Below are 22545 nucleotides of genomic sequence, written 5' to 3'. Positions count from 1 at the left end.
CCTCGAAGCCGCCGGGCACGATCGAGTGGGAATGAGTTCGGATTCTTCGGCAGGGTTTCGCCCGTAGCTCTAGCCGGCCAGCAACCTCGCGGCGTCGCGGGCGATGACGATTTCCTCGTCGGTGCGGATGACGAGGATTTCGACGCGGCTGTCCGGCGTGTCGATCCGCTCCACTGCCGCCGAATTGCGGTCCGGATCGACCGCAAGGCCGAGCCATGCGAGGCGCCGGCATACGGCGTCGCGGATGCCGGGCTGGTTCTCGCCGATCCCGCCGGTGAAGACCAGACGGTCTAGGCCGCCGAGGCTCGTCGCCATCACGGCGACCTCTCGCGCGACACGGCGGACGAAAAGCGCCACCGCCTCGCGGGCTTGCGGCGTGTCGGCTTTGAAAAGCTCGCGGATATCCCCGGACAGTTCCGAGACGCCGAGCAGCCCCGATCTGTAATAGAGCAGATGTTCGATGGCCTCGGGCGTAAAGCCCTTGGCCTCAAGAAGATAAAGGATGACGCCCGGATCGAGCGAGCCGCACCGGGTCGCCATGACGGCGCCATCGAGGACCGAGAATCCCATGGTGGTGTCGACGCTCTGGCCCTTCTCCAGGGCGCACAAGCTGACGCCGGCCCCCAGATGCGCGACGACCGTCCTCGTCGCGGCGGTGCCAGGCCAGCGTTCTTCCAGCCGATGGGCGATGTAATCGTAGGACAGGCCGTGAAAGCCGTATTTGCGGATGCCCTCCGTTTCAAGCCGGCGGGGCAGCGCGTAGCGGGCGGCTTCCGGCGCGATCGTGCTGTGAAACGCCGTGTCGAAGGAGGCCGTCTGGCGAAGATCCGGCCGCAGACCGGCGACCGCGCGCACAGGCTTCAGCCCCAGCGGCTGGTGCAGCGGAGCGAGCGGCGTCAGCGCCTCGATTGCGGCAACCGCCTCGGCGGTGAGCCGGGCGGGACGCGTGAAAGCAGTGCCACCATGAACGACGCGGTGGCCCACGGCGGCGAGACGGCCCGGCCGCGCCAGATCCTCCGCCCAGGCGAGAATACGCTCATAGGCGGCGTCCGGATCCGCTCCGGCAACGGTCTCGTCCAATGCCGTGCCGCCTTCGGCATCGCGGGCCACGAGCCGGATGCCATCCTCGGAGCTTTTGATCTGCCCACTTGCCATCATCGACGGCCAACCGGTCCGTCCCGCGTGATGCAGTCCGAATTTCACGCTCGACGAACCGGCGTTGATGCTCAAGATCACGTCGGCCATCACCCCCCCAACCCTTCGATGCGCTCAGCCCGCGTCGGCGGTCGTGGACTGCCACGTCCAGTCGCGAATCTCGGGCATGTCCTCGCCATTTTCCACAATATAGGCGCGATGGGCGGCGAGCCGCTCGCGGAACCGCGCGACAGCCCGCTCTCCGGCCATGCCGCCGCGATCCGGCAGCCGCTCGATGGCGGCGATCGCGAGATGGAAGCGATCCAGTTGATTGAGCACGACCATGTCGAAGGGCGTCGTCGTCGTGCCTTCCTCCTGATAGCCGTGTACGTGGAAATTATCGTGGTTGGCGCGCTTATAGGTCAGCCGGTGGATCAGGTAGGGATAGCCATGATAGGCGAAGATCACCGGCTGCTCGCGGGTGAACAGCGCGTCGAACGCATCCTCGTCGAGCCCGTGCGGATGGCGGTTCTTCGGCTGCAGCGCCATCAGGTCGACGACGTTGACGAAGCGGATCGTCAACTCCGGCAGGGCGGTGCGAAGCAGATCCACCGCCGCCAACGCCTCGATGGTCGGCACGTCGCCGGCCGCCGCCATGACGATGTCGGGCGTTTGCCCCGCGGAGACGTTCCCGGCGAACGGCCAGGCGGAGATCCCCGCGTCGCAATGGGTCTTCGCCTCGTCCATGGTCAGCCATTGCGGCGCCGGCGCCTTGCCGGCAACGATGACGTTGACGCGGTCATAGGTTCCGAGGCAGTGGTCGGCGACGCATAGGAGCGTGTTGGCGTCAGGCGGGAAGTACAGACGCACGACATCGGCCTTCTTGTTGGCGACGAGGTCGACGAAGCCCGGATCCTGATGGCTGAAGCCGTTGTGATCCTGCTGCCAGACATGCGAGGTCAGAAGATAGTTCAGCGATGCGATCGGCGCCCGCCATTCCAGCTCGCGCGAGACCTTCAGCCATTTGGCATGCTGGTTGAACATGGAATCGACGATGTGGACGAAGGCCTCGTAGCAGGCGAACAGCCCGTGCCGCCCGGTCAGCAAATAGCCTTCCAGCCAGCCCTGGCAGAGATGCTCGCTGAGTATTTCCATGACGCGGCCCTCGCGGGCGAGATGGACGTCATAGGGCTCGATTCGCTCCATCCAGACCCGCTCGGTGACCTCGAAGACCGCGTCGAGACGGTTCGACGAGGCTTCGTCGGGGCTGATCAGACGAAAATTGCGAGCCTCGCGGTTGCGCACCATGAGGTCGCGCAGATATCTGCCCAGCACTCGCGTCGCCTCGGCGCGCGTTCCGCCCGGATGCGGCACGTCGACGGAAAAGTCGCCGACATCCGGCCGGTCGAGATCGACCTTGAGGCGGCCGCCGTTGGCGACCGGGTTGGCGCCCATCCGGCGCTCGCCACGGGGCGCGAAGTCCGCCAGTTCCGGCCGCGGCCGGCCCTTCTCGTCGAACAGCTCGTCCGGGCGGTAGGAGCGCATCCACTCCTCGAGGATGCGCCGGTGGTCGGGATTGTCGCGAACCTGCGCCACCGGAACCTGATGGGCGCGCCAGAAGCCCTCGACCTTCTTGCCGTCGACCTCTTTTGGCCCGGTCCAGCCCTTCGGCGACCTGAGCACGATCATCGGCCAGTCGGGCCGCCCCGTGGCCTTGCCGGACCGAGCCGTCGCCTGGATTTCCGCGATACGGGCAAAGGCCAGGTCGAAGGCGGCGGCCATCTTGTGATGCATCTCGCCCGGCTCCTCGCCCTCGACGAAGATAGGCTCGTGGCCGTAGCCCTCGATGAGGCAGGCGAGTTCGTCGTCGCCCATGCGGCCGAGAACGGTCGGATTGGCGATCTTGTAGCCGTTGAGATGCAGGATCGGCAGCACGGCGCCGTCGCTCGCCGGATTGAGGAACTTGTTCGAGTGCCAGGAGGCGGCGAGCGCCCCGGTCTCGGCCTCGCCGTCGCCGATGACGCAGGCGGCGATCAGGTCGGGACTGTCGAACACCGCGCCATAGGCATGGGCGAGCGCATAGCCGAGTTCGCCGCCCTCGTGGATCGAACCAGGGGTCTCCGGCGCCGCATGGCTTGGAATGCCGCCGGGAAACGAAAACTGCCGGAACAGCTTTCCCATCCCCTCGGCGTCGCGGGAAACGTCCGGGTAGATTTCGGAATAGGTACCTTCGAGCCATGTGTTCGCGACGACTGCCGGGCCGCCATGGCCCGGTCCGCAGACGTAAAGGATCGAGACGTCCCGCTCCCTGATCACCCGATTGAGATGGGCATAGATGAAGTTGAGGCCGGGGGTCGTGCCCCAGTGCCCGAGTAGGCGGCGTTTGAGATGTGCCGGCACGAGCGGTTCGCGCACCAGCGCATTGTCGACCAGATAGATCTGGCCGACGGACAGATAGTTCGCCGCCCGCCAATAGCGGTCGAGAACATCGAGATCGGCGTCGGTCATCGCTCGGACTCTTCCGTTTTTCTGGCTGCGGTCAATGCGACATCAAGACCGGGACCGTCATGTGGCGCAGCACGTGGCGCGTCACGCCACCAAACAGCGTCTCCCGGACCCTGGAATGGCCGAAGCAGCCCATCACCAGCAAGTCCGAGCCGTCGTCGGCAAGGCGCGACAGGATGTCGTCGGCGACCGAGATCGTGTCGCTGAAGGAGGTTGCCGCCTGCGCCTTGATCCCGTGCCTTGCCAGGGCAACGGCAAGATCGTCCGCGGGGGCGAGGCCGGAATGCGACCGGTCGCCGCTAGGGTCGACGGCGAGCACGCGGACATGGCTTGCGTCTTTCAGGATCGGCAGGGCATCGAAAGCGGCTCGCGCCGCCTCGCGGGTGGCGTTCCAGGTCAGCATGACCCGTTCGCCGATACGGCTGAACCGGCCGGCGTAGGGGATGAGCAGGACGGGACGCCCCGATCCCATGATGAGGTCGACGAGGATCGAACCGCCGCCCCATTCGGTATCGCGGGCCTGACCGGCGATGACGAGATCGGCGCACATGGCGTGCCGGTTGAAGACACGTTGCTGGTTCGGGCTGGTGGCCTCGTCGCGACGCCATTCGTTCCTGACCCCGGCCGCGCGCGTCCTCTCCGCGAAGACGCGTTCGATCGCCTCGGCTTCCGCCTGCATCGAGCGGCGGTTCTCCTCGAAGAATTCTACCGGAACCTCCGCCGGGGTCATGCCGCCGGCGTAGTTCGAAAAGCTGGGGATCACATGCAGCCCGACCAGATGCGCGTCATGGCGCTCCGCCAGCGGGACTGCGACGTCCAGAAGCGCTTCAGTGCGATCCTTCGACCCCAGACAGACAAGTATCGTCTTGAACATTGCGAATTCTCCAACATCGCGACAGCAGGGTCGGGGTCATGACCGGCCCCGGCTCGCCCTCCTGTATAGTCGTCCGCCCACCGCGCTCCTTGATCTCGCGCAAACGACGTCATCGGGCGCGGTGGCCAGCCTGCATATATCGTATCCTTCACCGCAAGACGCGGCGCCCAGACCGGTCGGCAGACATTGACGTGGCGCAAGGCGGCGCCGTGACAGCGCGACAGATTCAAGATCTCGCGGTCTTGTCGGTGAAACGCGCGGGTCGGCGAGAGATGATCATCAAAAAGGAGGTTGGGATGGAAAATCATGTGCCGTTCAGGGACCGGGCGACAGCCGGTCATCTGCTTGCCGACCGGCTGGCCCGCCTGGAACTCGCCGATCCTCTGGTCCTGGCCCTGCCCCGGGGAGGGGTACCTGTCGGCCTGGAGATCGCCCGTCGGCTGGACGCCCCGCTCGATCTCCTGATGGTGCGCAAGATCGGCGTGCCGTGGCAGCCCGAACTCGCCGCGGCGGCGGTGGTGGACGGCGGTGACGCCGACTATGTCTACAACGAGGATGTGATGGCGCTGGCGGGGCTCGATCCGGCGAAATTGCAGGCTGTCGCGGAACGGGAGCTTGCCGAGATCGAGCGCCGCCGAAAGGCCTATCTTGCCGGCCGGGCGCCGATTTCGACCGCCGGCCGGAGCGTTATCCTCGTCGATGACGGCATCGCCACAGGCGCAAGTGTGCGGGCGGCCCTCACTGCTCTTCGCCGACGGGGGGGCAAGCGTCTGATATTGGCGGTGCCGGTAGCGCCGCAGCAGACTCTGGACGCGCTGCGGCCGCTCGTGGACGATCTGGTCTGCCTGGCAACGCCCGAGCCGTTTTATGCCATTGGCCTTCACTATCTGGATTTTCACCAGGGCGGCGACGAAGAGGTGGTTGCGATGCTGGATTCCGCGCGCCTCGGCGTGGACACAGCCAACGAGGACGTGGCCGGCCGAACGTAAAGGCCATCGCGGCCCGTAATCGAAGGGCATGGGCCAGTCCCATCGTGGAGCGATCCGCCGGGCTCGCCCGGCTTCGATGATCCGCTCCTCGCATGCCGGCCGCGGCGAGCAACGGCTCACTGTCGGCGTGGCGAACGTCCGCTCGCGCCGTTCGCGGTGCATGGCGAACGCGTCTTAACTGGTGGCCGGCCTTACCGAGACGATCTTGAATGTCCGCAGACCCAGGCCTGGCTCATCGATGGAGACATACTCGCCTTCGCGGAAGACGTGCTGGGCGAAACGGTAACCGGGCTCGTCGTCCTCGTCGGCCTCGAAATCATAGTCGAAGACCCATTCGCCGTTGCGATAGCTGAGGGCGCCCAGAGCGGTGCGCTCGCCATCCCAGAAGCGGGTTACGACGAAATGCTCCGGCGCTGTCCGCCAGGCTTCAGGGTCGAGATGACCGTCCGACGTCAGCGCCGCCGTGAACTCGTAGCCCCGATGCGGGTTGCCCTCGGGGTTTTCGCGATCGCGCGCCATTTCCATGCGGATGTGGTTCAGATTCATGACGGGTCGTTTTCTCCTGAAGTCGGAACGGGCAAAGCCGCTATTCCTGGATGCTTTCGATGTAGGCAATGATCGCCGCCGTCTGGACCGGCGTCGCGACAAATTCCGGCATATCCGGATGTCCGGTCACGATGCCCTCGACGAACGCCTCTCCCAGCGCCTCGATGGGATAGCGCTTGGACAAGGCGCGGAACTCCGGGGCGTCGGGGTGAGAGCTCTCGTCCGCCTCGCCGATGCCGTGGCAGCGAATGCAGTTGTCCTCGACCAGCGCCCGTCCACTGGCGATCTGCTCGGTCTGCTGCCCGGCCGCGAGGCCGGGCACGAGCATGATGGCTCCCAGGGCGGTCGCGATCTCCAGTCCCGATATCCTTCTCATTCCAATCTCCCGATCCTGATACGGCGACGCCCATGCTAGCGGCGCCAGGAAATCCTGATCTTGATACGGATCAAACCGGTGGGGTCTCTTGCCGCCAGATCAGGGAGTGATCGCGACCTTGAGCACACCGTCGCGCTGGTTGGCGAACAGCTCGTAGGCTTCCTCGATCCGGTCGAGCCCGTAGCGATGGCTGACCAGGCCGCCGAGGTCCAGGCGCTCGGTCTCGATGATCTTCATCAGACGGCGCATGCGCTCCTTGCCGCCGGGGCACAGCGAGGTGACGATCGCGTTGTCGCCGAGACCGGCGTTGAAGGGGCCGAGCGGGATGGTGAGATCGGAGGAGTAGACGCCGAGACTGGACAAGGTGCCGCCAGGTCTGAGTACGCGCAGGCAGCTCTCGAAGGTCTGCTGCGTGCCCAGCGCCTCGATCGCAACGTCGACGCCGCGTCCATTGGTGATCTTCATGATCTCATCGACCGGATCGGCTGTCTTGTAGTCGATGACGACGTCCGCGCCGAGGTTCCTGGCGATGTCGAGCCGCTCGGGTACGGTGTCGACCCCGATGATCAGGCCGGCGCCGCGCAGTCTGGCGCCCGCCGTCGCACAGAGGCCGATCGGGCCCTGGGCGAAGACCACGACGATGTCGCCGATCTGGATGTTACCCCGTTCGGCGCCGGCAAAGCCGGTGGACATGATGTCGGGGCACATCAGCACCTGTTCGTCGCTCAGCCCGTCCGGCACCGGCGCCAGATTGGCCATCGCGTCCGGCACCAGAACATATTCGGCCTGGGTCCCGTCGATCGTGTTGCCGAAGCGCCAGCCGCCCATCGGCTTGTAGCCGTGCGGATGGCTCTGTCCATCCTGGGAATGCTGGCCGCACAGACAGGCGTTGGAATAGCCGCTGGGGCAGATCGCGCCGGCGATGACCCGCTGACCTTCCTCATAGCCCTTGACGTTGGACCCCAGCTTCTCGATCACCCCGACCGGCTCGTGACCGATGGTCAGACCCTTTTCGACGGGATACTCGCCCTTGAGGATGTGAACGTCGGTGCCGCAAATCGTCGTCGTGGTGATGCGCAGCAGCGCATCGTTCGCGCCGATGTCCGGAATCGGCTTCTCACCCAGGGTGATCCGTCCCGGTTCGATGAATATAGCCGCCTTCATTTTGTCGGTCATGGCCCGTTTCCCGTTTGCGATGTCCTTGCCGAACCGCATCGCACGGGAACCGGATCACGGCTTTGATCAAGGTCAAGAGAAGCGTCGCTCGGACCAGCGAGACGCCTGCCGAAGGTTCACGTAGTCGGCTGCCGGCAGGCGCCTAGGCCTCGTGCCACCCCCGCATGGCGCCCCTGCCACAGACCGGTAACCGGGATTGCGGCCGGAGTAACCGACGAAAAGACCAGTATCCGTCCGCTTGCCGACGCCTCAGAACGCGCTGACCGGAAAATAACGCAGGAGCAGTTCCGAGAAATGCTTCTTCTCGACAATCTGGCCGATGGCGTAGTCAATCGAACGGGCCAAGGCGCGGTCATTAGGTGCGACGGCGATTGCCAGGCCCTCACCGAGGAACCGGTCCGACAGATAGGGGCCGCCCGAGAACACGCAGCAATCGGCCGCGGTCTCGCTTTCCAGCCAGTAGGACAAGCCGACCCCGTCCCCGAAAAACGCGTCGACCTCCCCTTTTTTCATGGCCGCCAAGCCCTCGGCGCGTGTGGCGAAAGAACGTCGTTCGGCGGCGGGAAAAAACGCCCCCAACATCGCCGCGTGGGCGCTGCCTTCTTCTACTCCTATGCTCTTGCCGGCCGTTGCTTCCGCGACCGGTTCAGGCAGTTTGCGATCCTTGCGAGTGACGAAGCGGGCGGGATAGCGAAAATACGGCTCGGTGAAGGCGAGTTCCTGACGCGTGGTGGGGGTCATCGCGAGGCCGACCACGATGGCGTCGCCGTCACCGCGCTTCAACGCGGGCACGAGATCCTTGAAAGCCATCGCCTCGATCTGACAACGCGACAATACGCCCAGTTCATCGCAGATCGCGCGGACGAGATCGACGTGAAAGCCGGCGAGCCGGCCTCGCGGATCGAGAAAGTTGAAGGGTGGGAAGTCGGTCGTGGTCAGGAAACGAATCCGCTGGCGGCCGTTCAACTGTGGCTTCGTCATGCGCTGGCGCTGATCGAAGAAGTTGGGGGTCGAGACGGTCTCGGCTGCGACCGCGCTTGCATGCGGAGCGACGCGACCGGCCCCCAGCGCCAGGATGGAAACAAGTAGCAACCGGAGCGCGATTTTTTCTCTCATAGGTTAGTTTCCCAAAGGTAAGCACTCGCCCAAGATGAAGGAGGGCGCCGTCATTGCCGAAGGTCGCAAGCGTGCGCCGCGAACTCGAGCGGGTGGCCCGATTGCGCGACGATCCTTTGCAACTCCAGGCGGCGTTTGCCGCCGAAGCCGCCGCACGTTCGACGCCGCCATGCGATGACGGAGAACGATCTCCGATCCCTTTCCCGCTGTCGCTCAAAACGGCGGCGACCGCAAGGTACCCGCGACAATGGCGATGTGAGCACGTACTCGCAGCACTCGGCATCGACGCCGCGACGATCCGGGCCGCGCGATCCGCAGCGGCGCGAAACGGTACGGATCTTCTGGCCGAAATCGTTGCCTGCGGTGCGGCCGATGCGCGGACGGCCGCCGCCGCCATGGCGGAAGCGCTCGACCTTCAGTTTGATGCGATAGCCCCAGGCGACCGGATCATCGGGGCAGAGCGTTGCAAACCGATGGCCTTGCCGCGCCTCGTCAAGACCTGCGATCAGGAACTGCGGACGAAGCTTTTTCTGCTGCCGAAGCTGGAAACTCTCGACCGAACGGCGGAATTTCTGCGACGCCGACCGGAAGTGAAGGGCAGGGCAAGGGTCACCATGGAGGCAGAAATAAAGGCCGCGATGGCGCGGCAGAGCGCACGCCAGCGTCTCGATGCCGCCGTCCTCAGTCTTGCGGCCAAGCAGCCCCACCGGTCGGCACGCACCGTGCTGGAGGCGGGCCAGGCGTTTGGCCTCATGCTGGCATTCGGGTTGTTGCTCTGGGCCGTGTTCACGGCTCCCGGGGCCACGTTTGCGGTTCTTCATCCCCTCGCCGGCGTGCTGTTCGCCGCCTGTCTCGCCCTCCGGATCGTCGCCGCGGTCGAGCCGCCGCGGCCGATGGAACCGCAAGGGATTTCGCCGCCGTCCGAGCCGCCGCCGCTCTATTCAGTCCTCGTGGCGCTCTACCAGGAATCGGCTGTCGTGGATCGGCTGGTGCGCGCCCTGTCGGCGTTGGACTGGCCGGCTAGCCGGATCGAGGTCAAGCTGATCTGCGAGGGGGATGACGCCGCGACGATTCGCGCGGTCGAGCGGGCCATTGCCGGCCGTTCGCAATTCGAGCTGGTCGTGGTTCCTCCCTGTGAACCGCGCACGAAGCCGAAAGCGCTCAATTATGCTTTGCCGCTCACGGCGGGGGAGTTCCTGGTGCTCTACGACGCCGAGGACGAACCGGACCCGGGCCAGTTGCGTGAGGCGTTCCGGCGGTTCCGCCGGGGAACGGCCGATCTTGTGTGCCTGCAGGCGCCGCTCGTCGTGCGCAATGGGGCGGATAATTGGCTGGCGGGCATTTTCGCGCTCGAATATGCGGCGCTGTTCCGCCGGTTTCTGCCCTGGCTTGCGCGGCATGGCTTCCCCGTCCCGCTTGGCGGTACATCGAACCATTTCGTCCGCAGTCGCTTGGTCGAGATCGGGGGGTGGGATTCCCACAATGTCACGGAAGACGCTGATCTCGGCATGCGCTTCTACCGCGCCGGCTACCGCGTCGAAACGCTGTCGTGCCCGACGATGGAGGATGCACCCGAACGCTGGACGGTCTGGCACCGGCAGCGAACCCGCTGGACGAAGGGGTGGGCGCAGACTTGGCTGGTTCATATGCGCCAGCCGGGCGTGCTGCTGCGGCAGATCGGCCTGCGCAACTTTGTCGTCGTGCAGTTGCTTTTCGTCGGGATGCTGGCCTCGACGCTGGCCCATCCCGTGTTTCTGGCGCTTGCGATCCTGACTCTCGTGAACTTCGCGAGCAACGGACTTTCGAACGCTTACCAGGCGCTCATCTTCGGGCTCGATCTGTTCAACGCGGTCGGCGGCTATGCCGCGTTCATCGCTTTATCGATCGGCGCCCTCGACGCAAGGGAGCGGGTCGGGTTGGTCAAGTATTATCCGCTTCTCTACCTCTATTGGCTGCTGATCGCCTTCGCCGCGCTTCGCGCCGTCGGGCAACTCGTCAGCGCGCCGCATCTATGGGAAAAGACTCCGCACGATATCCGCTCGCGGGCCGATCCGCGTGACGCGCGTTATCGGCTCGAACCGCATTTCGGCGAGGATTGAGCGCTGCGGCTTCGGCGCGGGACGAGGAAAAGCGAGAAACGGATTTCCGCCCGCATTCCGCGCTCGCTGAAGGGAATCGATCCGGTTGCGCCCTGGCCGAGCGACTGGAGAAGTCTGATGCTATCGCCAGATACCGCGGCGCTTCCGCCTCGCCTCGGCCTCGGCTTCCTCATAGGCGCCGCCGGCGCGCGCTTCCGCCCACCCATTGCGTACGATCCATTCGCCGATGTCGTCGCCGCGAAGGGTGCAGGCGCTTTCGATCGTCTCTCGCGCCTGCCCGAAATCCTCCGGCACCGCGCAGCGGACCGAACGGGACCGCAGATAGCCGCGCAATGCCGTCCGGGCCCGCATCCCGCAGGGCCAGGCGCCGGCGCCCGTTCCGCACGTCTTGTCGAGAGGAAGCGGTGCGATGCCCGTAAGGACGATCGTGCCGGCGCCGATTTTCAGATGGGTGGCGTCGGTGGCGACCGGGCGAGGCAGCAGCACCTGCCGCGTGCTTCTCGACGCCGCGTCCGCCTCGACCGGGGGCGTCGATAGCGACGGGCGTGGCGGCAGACGGGCGAAGGCAGCGCCGGGGGGGCGGCCGCGGGTAAAGCCGTCAGGCGTTACGTCGCGGTCCGCCACGGGGGCGGGAGACGGCCTCGAATTGGCGACACCATCCGCGGACTCCGGTTCCTGTCCGGCCGCCACGTTGTCGTCTGCCGGGAGCTGCCCTTGTACGCCGGGCTCGCTGGATTCGCGCTCACCGAGCGGCGAGAGACGGACAAGAAACCCGACCAGGACAGCGAGGGCCGTCGCGATCAGTATCGCGCGTATCATGTCCGGCGGCGGGTGACCCTTGGCCAACCCGAAGGTGAGAGCAACCCGGCCCGGCTCACTGGCTGGCCCACAGAATCCGCGCCATCCATTCGATCTGGTCGACCGTGAAATGAAGATCAGGATAGTCGGGATTGACCGAGCCGAGTTCGATGCTGCGCCCGGTGCGGCGCTGCAGAATCTTCGCCATCCCCTCGCCGTCACGAGTTCGCACGATGACTCGGTCGCCGCGGCGGACCGACGAACTCGGCGAGACGATGACGACGTCGCCGTCGCGATAAAGCGGCATCATCGAGTGACCGGAGACCTCCAGCGCATAGACGGCCTCGTCGCTGGTCGCCGGCAGGGAAATCTCGTCCCAGCCCTGGCCGACCGGAAAGCCGGCATCGTCGAAATAGCCGCCCGTGCCTGCTTGGGCGAAGCCGAGCAACGGCACGCTGGCGGTGCCGCGCGTGGGCAGGAGCGCGTCCCCGCCGCCGCGCACCAGCGCGGTGAATTCCTCCAGGCTCGTGCCTGTCGCCTGGATGACCTTGGAAAGGGATTCCGTCGATGGCCAACGCGGCCGGCCGTCCCCGGCGTTTCGCTTCGACTTGTTGAAGGTGGTCGGATCGAGACCCGCGCGCCGCGCGAGCCCGGAGGCCGATAGCTGGTTGCGGGAGGCGAGGGCGTCGATGGCGGCCCAGATCCGGTCATGCGAAAACATCGTGCGAAGCTCGTGCGACGGCGTATAAGGAATAAATACCTCTACCGCTCATAAGGGGCGGGCCTGTCCTTGTCCATATCGCAACGTCAAATTTCCGGGGAGAATTGCGGGGCTGTCCAGAGGCCGAGAGAATCCGCGCGACGAAACCTCAGACCGGAACCACACCCTGGCTATAGTATTCCTGCAATAGGTTTTCTCAATGACCGACTGGTTCAATCCGTCAGTGGCGAGAGGGCGCCGGGTTGAGCAAGAGGATGGATCGGCGGATGGACGGCAAGTTTATGGCACATACCAGCGACGAGATGCGGCGCCGAGCCAGCGAACCGGGCCGTGGCCGCGATGCGGCCGGGCCGTTTTCGATCCCCTGGAAAGGCTGGAAGGACATTCTACTTAGGCTCTACCACTCCTTCTGGGAGGACCGTGTGATGCTGATCGCGGCGGGGGCGACCTTCTATCTGCTTCTCGCGCTGTTTCCGGCCTTCGCGGTGTTCGTCTCGCTCTACGGTTACGTCAACGACCCGGCGACGATCAGCGAACACATCGCCTTTGCCGGCCGTTTCTTGCCGCAGGCCGGGACCGAGCTCCTTCAGGCGCAACTCGACAACCGCGTCAATCAGGATCCGGCCTCGTTGTCGATCGGCTTCATCTTCGGCTCCCTGTTCGCCTTGTGGAGCGCCAATAACGGGATCAAGACGCTGTTCGAGGCGATGAACGTCGCTTATGGCGAAAGCGAGCGGCGCAGCTTCATCAAACTCAACCTGATCGCGCTCAGCTTCACTCTCGGCGCGATCTTCATCGGCATCGTTCTGATCACGATGGTCGGCGTGGTTCCGGCGGTGATGGCCTTGTTCGGTTTGCGCGGCTTTACCGAAACCCTTATCGCCTCACTGAGGTGGCCCGTTGTCTTCGTGCTTATCGTGGTCGCAATCGCCCTGATTTATCGTTATGGACCGAGCCGCAATCGCGCCCGGTGGAGCTGGGTGTTGTTTGGTGCCGCGCTGGCCGCGGTGGTTTGGGTCGCCGCCTCGATCGGCTTTTCGTGGTATCTCCAGAACTTCGCCAACTACAACGCGATGTATGGCTCGCTTGGCGCCGTGATCGGCTTCATGATGTGGGTCTGGATTTCCTCGCTGATCTTTATCATCGGCGCGGAGATCAACGCCGAGATGGAGCATCAGACGGCTCAGGACACGACCAAGCCGCCGGCCAAACCCATCGGCACCCGGGGCGCCCGCGTGGCGGACACGGTTGGTCAGAGCGCACGGCGCAATCCCGACCCGACCGCGGAGAAGCGCGGGTTTTTCGGCTGATCGTGCCGGTCGGCGGCGTCGTCGGTCTGCTTCCTTGCCGGCAGTCCGCTCGAGCCGCCGGCGCCTGATCCGTCGCAAACCAGACGGGAGCGTCCGACCAGATGGTGTAGGCGTCGCGATGCTCGGTGTGGCCGCGGACCGTCCCTCGCAGGGACCCGGCTCCTTCGGGAGTCGATTTTTCGGGAGGCATCATGTCCGTCAGCTTTTTCGAGCTTTTCAAGATCGGGATCGGCCCTTCGTCGTCGCATACGGTCGGCCCGATGTGGGCGGCGCGGCGCTATCTCGACCGTCTCGACGATCGCGGGATGAAGCGCGCGGCGACGCGGATCGTCGTCAAGCTCTACGGCTCCCTCGCATTGACCGGAACGGGGCACGGCACCGACAAGGCGGTCATGCTCGGCCTCGCCGGACTGAAGCCCGACACGCTCGATCCGGACGACGCGGAAGATCTGTACGCCTTTATTCGCGACAAGGGCGAATTGCAGCTCGATCGGCAGCAGCGCATCGCCTTCCGCGAGGGCTCGGAGCTGCTGCTGCTCAAGCGCGAGCGGCTGCCCCACCATTCCAACGGCATGCGTTTTACCGCCTTCGACGCGGCGGGGGCCGAGATCGATACCGCCGATTACTATTCCGTCGGTGGTGGTTTCGTGATGTCGGCCAAAGACGCCGCCGGGGAAGCGCCGGTCCTGACCAACGCGCGGGCGCCCTATGAATTCGGTTCGGCCGACCGTCTCCTGGAACTCTGTGAGGCTCAAAATCTTTCGGTTGCCGCACTGGTCCTCGCCAATGAGGAGACCTGGCGATCGAGATCGGAGGTTCGCGACGGTATCCTCGCCATCCGCGACGCCATGTTCGATTCGATCGAACGCGGCTGCCGCATGGAAGGTATCCTGCCGGGCGGACTCAAGGTGCGTCGGCGTGCCAGGCAGCTTCATGGCGAACTTCTGAAACGCCCCGAAAGAGCGTTGCGGGACCCGCTGACGACGCTTGATTGGGTCAACCTCTACGCGCGTGCCGTCAACGAGGAAAACGCCGCCGGCGGCCGCGTCGTTACCGCGCCGACCAATGGTGCCGCCGGCGTCATTCCGGCGGTGCTCGCCTATTACGAGCGTTTCGTGCATGGCGCGTCCGACGACGGGGTGGTGGATTTCATGGCGACGGCGGCGGCGATCGGGGCGCTCTACAAGCAGAATGCCTCGATCTCGGCGGCCGAGATGGGATGCCAGGGGGAGGTGGGCGTCGCCTGCTCGATGGCCGCCGCGGCGCTGTGCGCTGTCCTCGGCGGAACGCCCCGGCAGGTAGAAAACGCCGCCGAGATCGCCATGGAGCACAATCTCGGGCTGACCTGCGATCCGATCGGCGGGCTCGTTCAGATTCCCTGCATCGAGCGCAACACCATGGGGGCGGTCAAGGCGATCAACGCCGCGCGGCTGGCCCTCAAGGGTGATGGCACGCATTTCGTCTCGCTCGACAGCGTCATCGAGACCATGCGTCAGACCGGTGTGGACATGAGCGAGAAATACAAGGAGACCGCTCTTGGCGGCCTCGCCGTAAACGTCACGCTCTGCTGAGCGCGAGAGGGCCGTCCGCGCGGAGTGCAATGCGCTCCGGCGGGACAGAAGAGCAGCAGAATTTCGGTTTCCGCTTCAGCCCTTGCGGCTGACGAAGCTCTTGTAGATGAAGCCGCGCTTCCCGTCGGCGGACACCTCGCACCACATATCGCAATTGATGATTTCGACCGTGCGTCCCTTGGGCAGAACAGTCAGGATCTTGGCGCCGTTGGCCGGTTTGGCCCGCATGTTGACCGCGACCTTGACGGTGGCGGTGGTGGGCTCGGCCTCGGGCCGGGTCTCGGCGTTTGCGCCAGCCTCCGCCTCGATTGCCGCGGCTTCCTCGGCCGTCGGCTCCAACGTGGCGGTCTCAACCGCCTCATAGCCTGCCGTCGGCTTGCTGACAGGGCCCGCCGGATCGGTCTCCGGGATCGCCCAACGCGCCATATCGGGCGTTCCCGCCGCGCCGGGCGGCGCGGCGACGATCGGGCGCTGGCCAATGAGGGACGTGATACTCCCGGTCGTCAGCGGATCCGCCGACACCCCGGCACCCGCCGCCATCCCGGTGGCGGCTTCGCCCGGAGCCGAAGGCAGACGCAGGGCAAGCGCCACCGCGACCGCATCGCCGGTCGGCGCGCGAGCGTCAGCCGCACTTTGCGGCAGGTCTTCGGTTGTGGGACGAAGCCGCGCATCGGTTTCGGCCGCGGGGACGGTGATCGGCTGGCCAGCCATCTCACCGGCGGGCTCCAGCGTCGCCGCCCGCGTGTCGCTGCTGGACGGCGTCATCGCCGTCTCGATCGGCGTACGCGCAGCCGCGTTTGCGGTCGCGCTTTCCGCCCCCGGTGCGCGAGCGGTCATCGACGCCGGGCCGGTGGAGGCGGCATCGCCCCCCGAGGCCATGGCCAGCAGCGCGACGGCGCCGACAACCACCGCCGAGACCAGGGTCATGGTCAGATATGCGGCGACCGGTCTGCGCCGAAGGCCCTCGACCGAATTACCAGGTTCCCAGCGGTTGGGCTTGTTTCGCGACAGCCCCGCACTCGGCTTGCGGCGTGAGAAAAAGCGCGCAAACCTTGCGCCTTCACCTGTCTTAGCTTGCGCCTGCTCGTAGTCGGTCCGCCGCTCCGCCAGCCGTTGCAACAGCTCGGCCTCGCTCGTGCGTCCCCCGCTTTGCAATCCATCCCCTGTCGTCATCGAGACGTCTCCTTGCCGACCCCCCTCGCGGGCCGGGCGTTCATCGGCCGCACCGGTTCAAGGTCGCAATCCCTCGACACGCCAGTCCGGCGCGCCATGCGCGATATCCCTATGCGGAGGATCAAACCCGCCAATTATGGCCAATCGGCGGTCTGACCGACTCAAATTTGCCGTCAGGCCGACTCTTTTTTCCGTATATGCCTAATGCAGCTCCGATAAATGCCGGAGTGCGCGGGGTCGTCGCAGCGCAACTTTTTGATCGTTCGCGGCTGACGCCTGCCTCAGGCTGCCTTTGCCTCAGGCGTCTTGGGCGGAAAGCGACCGTAAAAGCTCTCGCCCTTCTCCGCCATCTCCCGCAACAGCGGTGTCGGCTGGAAGCGTTCGCCGTGCCTGTCCGCCAGCCTCTCGCAGAGCGCCACGAACGCCTTGACGCCCATGCCGTCGATGTAGCTGATCGTGCCGCCCGTATAGGGCGCGTAGCCGAAGCCGAGGATCGAGCCGACATCGGCCTCGCGCGGATCGACGACGACACCTTCCTCCATGGTGCGCGCGGCCTCCAGCGCCATCGTCGCGAGGAACCGCTGCTTCAACTCCTCGAAGTCGATGCTCTCAGCCGGCTGCTGCTCGAACATCTGCTTCAGGCCGGGCCACAGCGACTTCTTGGCCGGCTTGGCCGGATAATCGTAAAAGCCCATGCCGGCCTTGCGGCCGAGCCGGCCGTCGCCGTTCATCTGTTCGACCAGCTTGAAATGACGCGGGTCGACGGAATCGTCGCCCATGTCGCGCATGGTCGCCTTCATGATCCGCAGCGACAGATCGACCGCCGTCTCGTCGTTGAGGGCGAGAGGGCCGACCGGCATGCCGGCGAACTTCGCCGCGTTCTCGATCATCGCCGGCGGGACGCCTTCGACCAGCATGTCGTAGGCTTCCGACATGTAGCGAAGCACGCAGCGATTGGCGAAGAAGCCGCGGGTGTCGTTGACGACGATCGGCGTCTTCCTGATCGCCCGCACGAAGTCGAGCGCGACGGCCAGCGCCTCGTCGCCGGTCTTTTCGCCGAGGATCCCCTCGGTCAGCATCATCCGGTCGACCGGCGAGAAGAAGTGGATGCCGATGAAGCGCTCCGGATCGTCGAAGGCTTCGGCAAGGCCGGTGATCGGGATCGTCGAGGTGTTGGAGGCGTAGATCGCCGTTTTCGGCAGGACGGCTGCGACCTTGCGCGTCACCTCGGCCTTGACGTCGCGATCCTCGAACACCGCCTCGACGACGAGATCGGCATCTTTCAGCGCATCATAGTCGGGGGTGGCGGTGATCCTCGCGAGCACCGCCTCGGCCTGCTCCTTGGTTGCGCGGCCCTGGCCGACGAGCTTCTCCATCAATGCCTTCGAGTGTGCCTTGCCCTTGTCGGCGGCATCCTGGTCGCGATCGATCAGCACCACGTCGAGGCCGCCTTGCGCCGCCACATAGGCAATGCCCGCGCCCATGAAGCCGGCGCCGACGATGCCGACCTTCGTCAGCTGCGAGGCCGGGACGTTCGCCGGCCGGCGCGCGCCCTTGTTCAGCTCCTGCAGGGAGACGAACAGCGAGCGGATCATCATTGCCGCCTCGGTCGTCTGCAGAACCTCGGTGAAGTAGCGTTGCTCGACCCGCAGCGCCGCGTCGATCGGCAACAGCAGGCCCTCATAGACGCATTTCACGATGGCGCGGGCACCGGGATAATTGTCGGCGGTCTCCTTGCGGTAGAGCGAGGCGACGGCGGGCCAGATCTGTGCCCCTTGCGCCGAATAGACCGGCCCGGAGGGCAGCTTGAAGCCCTTCTGGTCCCAAGGCTGCACCGGCGACAAGCCGGCGTTGAGCATCTCTCGCGCCCTGGCGACGAGATCGCCCTCGGGCACCACCGCGTCGATCAGCTTCATGCCTTTGGCCTTCTCGGCCGAAAGCGTCGAGCCCTTGAGCAGCATCTGCAATGCCGACTGGGTATCGGTCAGGCGCGGCACGCGCTGGGTGCCGCCGGCGCCCGGAAAAATCCCGACCTTGACCTCCGGCAGGCCCATCCTGGCGCCGGCCGCCGCGACGCGGCCGTGGCAGGCCAATGCGAGTTCGAGGCCGCCCCCCATGCAGGTGCCGTTGATCGCCGCGACGAAGGGCTTGCCGCAGGTTTCCAGCTTGCGCCACAGCCAGGACATGCGCCCGACGCCGTCGAACAGCTCCTGGATCGCCGCGTCCTTGTCCTCGCGCTTCTTCGCCTCGAAGCTTGCGAACATGCCCGACAGCATCTTCAGATCGGCGCCGCCGGTGAAGGAGCCTTTCTTGCCCGACGTGATGATCGCGCCTTTGATCGCCGCGTCGGCGACGACCTGATCGACGATGCGGTCGATCTCGTCCATGACCGCTGCCGTGAAGACGTTCATCGACCGGTCGGGCATGTCCCAGGTTACCAGCGCGATGCCGTCGCCATCGGTCTCGACGGTGAAGTTCTCGTAGCTCATTGGTCCGCTCCCGGTCTTGTCTGTCGGCATCGATTGCCGGCTGAGAAAATTGTTCCTTGCCTGCCGCAATGGGCGGGACGAGGCGATGGTGTTTTCAGAATTGTGAAACCGTTGCTTGGTAAGGATTTCGTACGATCGGCCATTGCGAGGAACCGAAACCATGACCGCCAGTTGCGAGGGCTGCCAGAACTCCCGTCCGCTCGATTTCGATTTCTCGATGGCGTTCCAGCCCATTTACGACGTCTCGACCGAGCGGGTCTGGGGCTACGAAGCGCTGGTTCGCGGCGTTGCGGGGGAGGGCGCCTACGCGATCCTGTCCAAGGTCGAGCCAGAGCAGCGTTATCGGTTCGATCAGGCCTGCCGGGTCAAGGCGATCGAACTCGCCAGCCGACTTTTCACTCCGGGCAGCGGAACTAAGCTGTCGATCAACTTCATGCCGAATGCCGTCTACGAGCCGGCGGCCTGCCTTCGCGCGACATTGGCCGCAGCCCGGAAAGCCGACTTTCCGCTCGACTCGATCATGTTCGAGTTCACCGAGGACGAAAAGGTGTCCGACATCGGCCACCTCCAGAACATCATCGCCGAATACCGCCGGATGGGCTTCACCACGGCGCTCGACGATTTCGGTGCCGGCTATGCCGGGTTGGGGCTTCTCGCCGACTTCCAGCCCGACCTCATCAAGATCGACATGAAGCTGGTGCGCGGCATCGACACCTCGCGTGCACGCCAGGCGATCATCGCGGCGATGCTGTTCGTCGCGCGTGAGCTCGACATTAAGGTTCTGGCCGAAGGCGTCGAGACGGAGGCCGAATTCGTCAATCTGAAAGCGGCGGGCGTCAGGCTCTTCCAGGGCTATTACTTCGCCAAACCGGCTTTCGAGGCGCTGCCGGCAATCGGCCCGGACGCTGGCACGCAGGTCATGCGCCACCATTACGCCTAGCCCCTCGGTGAAGACCGCGCGACGCGCGTAGGAAGCTTGGGATGCGACAAGGACACGCGGACCGTCTTCGAAGCCTTTGCACATCCTAAACCCGCTCGATGATCGTCGCCGTTCCCATGCCGGCGCCGATGCACAGGGTCACCAGAGCGATATTCTTGTCCTGTCGCTCCAGCTCGTCGAGCACGGTTCCGAGTACCATCGCCCCGGTCGCGCCGAGCGGATGGCCCATGGCGATGGCGCCGCCATTCACGTTGATGATATCGTGGTCGATATCGAAGGCCTGCATGTAGCGCAGCACCACCGCCGCGAAGGCTTCATTCAGCTCGAACAGATCGATGTCCGACAGCGACATGCCCGAGCGCTTGAGCAGTTTTTGCGTTACGTCGACCGGCCCGGTCAGCATCAACGCCGGGTCGGAGCCGATATTGGCGAACGTCCTTACCCGGGCCCGCGGCTTCACGCCGAGCGCCTCGCCGCCGGCCTTGGAGCCGACCAGAACCGCGGCGGCGCCGTCGACGATGCCGGATGAGTTGCCGGGATGGTGGACGTGGTTCACCGCCTCGAGCTCCGGGTGCGCCTGGATGCCGACAGCGTCGTAGCCGCCCATTTCGCCATGCATGGCGAAGGAGGCATTGAGACTGCCGAGCGACTGCATGTCGGTGGTCGGCCGCATGTGTTCGTCGCGCGCGAGGATGGTGAGGCCGTTCTGGTCCTTGACCGGGATGACGGACTTGGCGAAGCGGCCCTCGTCCCAGGCCTTGCCGGCGCGCTTCTGGCTTTCCACGGCATAGGCGTCGACGTCGTCGCGGGAAAAGCCATATTTCGTCGCGATGAGGTCGGCCGAAACGCCCTGCGGCATGAAGTAGGACGGGATCCCGACGGACGGGTCCATGACCCAGGCGCCGCCGGACATGCCCATGCCGACCCGCGACATCGATTCCACGCCGCCGGCGATGACGATGTCCTCGGCGCCCTGCGCGACCTTGGCCGCGGCGAGATTGACGGCGTCGAGGCCGGACGCGCAAAAGCGGGAAATCTGCATGCCGGGGGCGGCGAAATCGTAGCCGGCCTCGAAGGCGGCCGCCTTGGGGATCACCGAGCCGGCCTCGCCGACCGGATCGACGCAGCCGAAGATGATGTCGTCGACGGTGCTGGTGTCGATGCCGTTGCGCTCGCGCATCGCCTCGAGAACCTTGGCGCCGAGCCGCACCGCCGGCACTTCGTGCAGCGCGCCGTCCTTCTTGCCGCGGCCACGCGGTGTGCGGACGTGATCGTAGATGAAGGCTTCAGCCATCGGGTTACTCCGGTTTGTGGGCGCCCATGCCGCCGGGCGACGGCGCACCATACTCTGAGATGAAGTCGTCGAAGACCCGGGCGAGCCGGTCCGGGTCGGCATAGTCGTCGAGGCGCGACAGGAGAACCGTCAGGAGATAATTGTTGGACAGTCCATAGCCCGAATTCAGTGCCCGCAGCCGGTCATAGGCCTCCTCCGTCAGCGCGACGGAAAATCGCTTCGGCAGGGGCAGGCGCTTCGCCGGCATCTTGGTCTCCTTGCCCCGAAGGTTAGAACGCGTCGGCCTCCAGCGCCATCATCGTGTCCGCGCCGGACGAGAGGCGGGCGAGATGGGCAGCACTCTCCGGCATCACGCGCTCCATGAAGAAGCGGGCGGTCACGCGCTTCTTCTCCAGGAACGCCGTCTGGCCGTTGGCGCCGGCGGCTATTTTCTCCTCGGCGATCTTTGCCATGCGGCCCCACATAAAGCCAAGCGCGACAAGGCCGAAGAGATGCATGTAGTCGGTCGAGGCCGCGCCGGCATTGTCGGGCTTGGCCATGGCATTCTGCATCAGCCACATGGTTGCCTGCTGCAGATCATTGAGACCCTTCTTCAGCGCCTTGGTGATCGGCGCCATCCGATCGTCCGCTCGGTTCTCCTCGCAGAACTGGCCGACTTCGGCGAAGAAGGCCTGGACCGCCCGGCCGCCATTCAGGCCGAGCTTGCGGCCGACGAGATCGAGCGCCTGGATGCCGTTGGTACCTTCATAGATCTGGGCGATGCGGGCGTCGCGGACGAACTGCTCCATGCCCCATTCGCCGATATAGCCATGACCGCCATAGATCTGCTGCGCCATGACGGCATTGTCGAAGCCCTTGTCGGTGAGGACGCCCTTGATCACCGGCGTCATCAGGCCCATCCAGTCGTCGGCCGCCTCGCGCTCGGCCTCGTCGGCCGAGCGATGCGACAGGTCGCCCTTCAGCGCCGTCCACAGCACCAGCGCGCGGCCGGCCTCGTTGATCGCGCGGATGGTCATCAGCATGCGGCGGACGTCCGGATGGACGATGATCGGATCGGCGCTCTTGTCGGGTGCCTTGACGCCGGACAGGGACCGGCCCTGTGTGCGTTCGCGGGCATAGGCGACGGCATTCTGATAAGCGGCATCGGACACGGCCAGCCCCTGCACGCCGACGCCCAGCCGCGCCTCGTTCATCATCGTGAACATCGCCCGAAGGCCCTTGTGTTCCTCGCCGACGAGATATCCCGTCGCCGCGTCGTAGTTCATCACGCAGGTAGCGTTGCCGTGGATGCCCATCTTTTCCTCCAAGGAGCCACAGACGACGCCGTTGCGCGCGCCCGGCCTACCCTCCGCGTCGAGGACGAACTTCGGCACGATGAACAGCGAGATGCCCTTGACGCCCCCTGGCGCTCCCTCGATCCGGGCGAGAACGAGG

General features: G+C 65.5%; 20 protein-coding genes. 5 read left to right on the top strand and 15 right to left on the bottom strand.

From position 1 onward, the window contains the following. Positions 1–69: 69 nt before the first annotated feature. From MJ956_RS15355 to MJ956_RS15345, 3 genes are read right to left on the bottom strand one after another with little or no spacing between them, the layout of a single operon-like run. Positions 70–1245 (bottom strand): acetate/propionate family kinase, encoded by a 1176-nt coding sequence (locus MJ956_RS15355; protein WP_253965318.1) that lies wholly within the window; start codon positions 1243–1245, stop codon positions 70–72. A gap of 24 nt (positions 1246–1269) precedes the next feature. After that, a complete protein-coding gene (locus MJ956_RS15350; RefSeq protein WP_253965317.1) occupies positions 1270–3642 on the bottom strand; it encodes a phosphoketolase family protein in 2373 nt (790 codons plus the stop codon). Positions 3643–3673: 31 nt separating this feature from the next. Next, entirely contained in the window at positions 3674–4513 is an 840-nt protein-coding gene (locus MJ956_RS15345; protein ID WP_253965316.1) for a universal stress protein, read from the bottom strand. A 296-nt stretch (positions 4514–4809) separates the two neighbouring features. On the opposite strand from MJ956_RS15345, the gene MJ956_RS15340 reads away from it, so the two are divergent. Beyond that, positions 4810–5502, top strand: a complete 693-nt coding sequence (locus MJ956_RS15340; RefSeq protein WP_253965315.1) for a phosphoribosyltransferase — start codon at positions 4810–4812, stop codon at positions 5500–5502. Between the two features lie 174 nt (positions 5503–5676). Here MJ956_RS15340 and MJ956_RS15335 read toward each other — a convergent pair whose 3' ends face one another. From MJ956_RS15335 to MJ956_RS15315, 5 genes are all read right to left on the bottom strand, one after another. After that, on the bottom strand, positions 5677–6048 hold the full coding sequence (locus MJ956_RS15335) for a hypothetical protein (RefSeq protein WP_253965314.1): 372 nt from the start codon (positions 6046–6048) through the stop codon (positions 5677–5679). 40 nt (positions 6049–6088) lie between these two features. Continuing rightward, positions 6089–6376 carry a c-type cytochrome gene (locus MJ956_RS15330; protein WP_253965319.1) on the bottom strand — a complete coding sequence of 96 codons (288 nt, stop codon included), beginning with the start codon at positions 6374–6376 and terminating at the stop codon, positions 6089–6091. 147 nt (positions 6377–6523) lie between these two features. Beyond that, positions 6524–7600, bottom strand: a complete 1077-nt coding sequence (locus MJ956_RS15325; protein ID WP_253965313.1) for an NAD(P)-dependent alcohol dehydrogenase — start codon at positions 7598–7600, stop codon at positions 6524–6526. Positions 7601–7849: 249 nt separating this feature from the next. Beyond that, positions 7850–8716 carry a transporter substrate-binding domain-containing protein gene (locus MJ956_RS15320; protein WP_253965312.1) on the bottom strand — a complete coding sequence of 289 codons (867 nt, stop codon included), beginning with the start codon at positions 8714–8716 and terminating at the stop codon, positions 7850–7852. Between the two features lie 50 nt (positions 8717–8766). After that, positions 8767–9423, bottom strand: coding sequence for a hypothetical protein (locus MJ956_RS15315; protein ID WP_253965311.1), 657 nt, complete (start codon positions 9421–9423; stop codon positions 8767–8769). Between the two features lie 45 nt (positions 9424–9468). Between MJ956_RS15315 and MJ956_RS15310 the strand changes: the two genes are divergently transcribed. Next, a complete protein-coding gene (locus MJ956_RS15310; protein ID WP_253965310.1) occupies positions 9469–10815 on the top strand; it encodes a glycosyltransferase in 1347 nt (448 codons plus the stop codon). Between the two features lie 120 nt (positions 10816–10935). Here MJ956_RS15310 and MJ956_RS15305 read toward each other — a convergent pair whose 3' ends face one another. Next, positions 10936–11634 carry a hypothetical protein gene (locus MJ956_RS15305; RefSeq protein WP_253965309.1) on the bottom strand — a complete coding sequence of 233 codons (699 nt, stop codon included), beginning with the start codon at positions 11632–11634 and terminating at the stop codon, positions 10936–10938. A 55-nt stretch (positions 11635–11689) separates the two neighbouring features. Then, positions 11690–12334, bottom strand: coding sequence for a S24 family peptidase (locus MJ956_RS15300; protein ID WP_253965308.1), 645 nt, complete (start codon positions 12332–12334; stop codon positions 11690–11692). Between the two features lie 266 nt (positions 12335–12600). Here MJ956_RS15300 and MJ956_RS15295 point away from each other — a divergent pair, with 266 nt between their 5' ends. Next, the gene (locus tag MJ956_RS15295; protein WP_253965307.1) at positions 12601–13644 is read left to right on the top strand and encodes a YihY/virulence factor BrkB family protein; all 1044 of its coding nucleotides are present in this window, start codon (positions 12601–12603) and stop codon (positions 13642–13644) included. 191 nt (positions 13645–13835) lie between these two features. After that, positions 13836–15215, top strand: a complete 1380-nt coding sequence (locus MJ956_RS15290; protein ID WP_253965306.1) for an L-serine ammonia-lyase — start codon at positions 13836–13838, stop codon at positions 15213–15215. A 75-nt stretch (positions 15216–15290) separates the two neighbouring features. Here MJ956_RS15290 and MJ956_RS15285 read toward each other — a convergent pair whose 3' ends face one another. Next, a complete protein-coding gene (locus tag MJ956_RS15285) occupies positions 15291–16388 on the bottom strand; it encodes an SH3 domain-containing protein (RefSeq protein WP_253965305.1) in 1098 nt (365 codons plus the stop codon). A 281-nt stretch (positions 16389–16669) separates the two neighbouring features. Beyond that, positions 16670–18877, bottom strand: coding sequence for an FAD-dependent oxidoreductase (locus tag MJ956_RS15280; RefSeq protein ID WP_253965304.1), 2208 nt, complete (start codon positions 18875–18877; stop codon positions 16670–16672). Positions 18878–19037: 160 nt separating this feature from the next. Here MJ956_RS15280 and MJ956_RS15275 point away from each other — a divergent pair, with 160 nt between their 5' ends. After that, positions 19038–19817 carry an EAL domain-containing protein gene (locus MJ956_RS15275; RefSeq protein ID WP_253965303.1) on the top strand — a complete coding sequence of 260 codons (780 nt, stop codon included), beginning with the start codon at positions 19038–19040 and terminating at the stop codon, positions 19815–19817. A gap of 85 nt (positions 19818–19902) precedes the next feature. On the opposite strand, the gene MJ956_RS15270 is transcribed toward MJ956_RS15275, so the two are convergent. From MJ956_RS15270 to MJ956_RS15260, 3 genes are all read right to left on the bottom strand, one after another. Beyond that, on the bottom strand, positions 19903–21111 hold the full coding sequence (locus MJ956_RS15270) for an acetyl-CoA C-acetyltransferase (protein WP_253965302.1): 1209 nt from the start codon (positions 21109–21111) through the stop codon (positions 19903–19905). Positions 21112–21115: 4 nt separating this feature from the next. Beyond that, a complete protein-coding gene (locus MJ956_RS15265; protein ID WP_253965301.1) occupies positions 21116–21358 on the bottom strand; it encodes a hypothetical protein in 243 nt (80 codons plus the stop codon). A 22-nt stretch (positions 21359–21380) separates the two neighbouring features. Beyond that, on the bottom strand, positions 21381–22545 hold a 1165-nt coding region (locus MJ956_RS15260; RefSeq protein ID WP_253965300.1), incomplete at its 5' end, for an acyl-CoA dehydrogenase family protein.

The organism is Aurantimonas marianensis (assembly GCF_024195285.1).
Lineage (GTDB): Bacteria > Pseudomonadota > Alphaproteobacteria > Rhizobiales > Rhizobiaceae > Aurantimonas > Aurantimonas marianensis.
Note: the sequence above shows the minus strand (reverse complement) of the source record. Positions and strands in the feature narration are given on the sequence as shown.